The sequence below is a fragment of the Streptomyces sp. NPDC059456 genome, from assembly GCF_042750055.1.
Taxonomy (GTDB): Bacteria; Actinomycetota; Actinomycetes; order Streptomycetales; family Streptomycetaceae; genus Streptomyces.
In genome coordinates this window covers 1-1,162 of sequence record NZ_JBHYVA010001152.1, presented here as the reverse complement: position 1 = coordinate 1,162, position 1,162 = coordinate 1, and the positions used below count along the sequence as shown (strand labels likewise).

General features: G+C 70.2%; 1 protein-coding gene. It reads left to right on the top strand.

The features are described from left to right. The first annotated feature begins 97 nt into the window (after positions 1–97). Positions 98–1,039, top strand: a complete 942-nt coding sequence (locus ACFXA3_RS42860) for a SigB/SigF/SigG family RNA polymerase sigma factor (RefSeq protein ID WP_385197028.1) — start codon at positions 98–100, stop codon at positions 1,037–1,039. Positions 1,040–1,162 lie beyond the last annotated feature (123 nt).

Genomic DNA, 1,162 nt, shown 5'->3' with positions numbered 1-1,162 from the left:
ATTTCCGGCAATTCTTGACGTTTAAGCTGAAAGAGACCACCATCTACGGCAGTCAAGGTCCCGCGCCGCAAGCCGACAAGCCCAAGGAGCGAACCCCATGCCCGCCCCTGCCCCGTCCTCCGCTTCCGAAACCGCCGCAGTCCCCCGTCCTCGCCGCGGCACCCAGGCCGCCGCCCGGATCGCGGACCTGCCGCGGATCGAGGAACCCAGAGAGGTGGCCCCCGCGGATGCGCGGGAGCTTTCAAGGGCGTTCTTCCGGCGGCTGCACGAACTGCCCGAAGGGACACCGGAACACCGGTACGTCCGCAACACGCTCATTGAGATGAACGCCTCACTCGTCCAGTACGCCGTCCGCCGGTTCCGCGGACGGGGTGACGCAGACGACATCGAGGACATCGTCCAGGTCGGCACGATCGGCCTGATCAAGGCGATCGACCGGTTCGACCCCACCCGCGAGAACGAGTTCGCGACCCTCGCCATGCCGTACATCACAGGTGAGATAAAGCGGCACTTCCGCGACACCTCCTGGGCGGTCCGCGTCCCGCGTCGGCTCCAGGAGCTGCGCATCGACATGGCAAAGGCGAAGGAGCACCTGACCACCACCCTCGACCGCTCGCCCACCGTCGCGGACCTCGCCGGACACCTCGGCCTCGCGGAGGAGGACGTCATAGAGGGTCTCGTCGCCGCCAACGGCCACACCAGCGGCTCCCTGGACGCCCCGCACACCGCGCACGCGGAGGGCGGCGACGCCTCGGCCGACGGCCACACCCTCGCCGACGTCATGGGCGAGGAGGAGCCGGCCCTGGAGCGCGTCGAGGACATCCAGACCCTCGCGCCGCTGCTCGAACAGCTCACCGACCGGGAACGCCGGATGCTGCGGATGCGCTTCGGACAGGAGCTCACCCAGGCCCAGATCGGCAGCGCCCTCGGCATCTCGCAGATGCAGGTCTCGCGGCTCCTGACCCGCCTCCTGGCCCACCTGCGCGCCTCCATGCTGGAGGACCCGGTCCCCGAGGAGCAGACACCCCGACCGGCGTGAGGTGGGTCACCCGGGCGTTTACCCCGGTGGGCCCCGGGCACTCGCGGGTACCGGAGCGGATACTAAAGCGGGGCGGCCCCCCGGGCGGCGTGGGGGGTGGGGGGTGGGGTACGGCTGCAGGGC

What these genes read in the sequence shown, in the direction of transcription:
- ACFXA3_RS42860 (WP_385197028.1), top strand. Translation starts at nt 98, where the DNA reads ATGCCCGCCCCTGCCCCGTCCTCCGCTTCCGAAACCGCCGCAGTCCCC.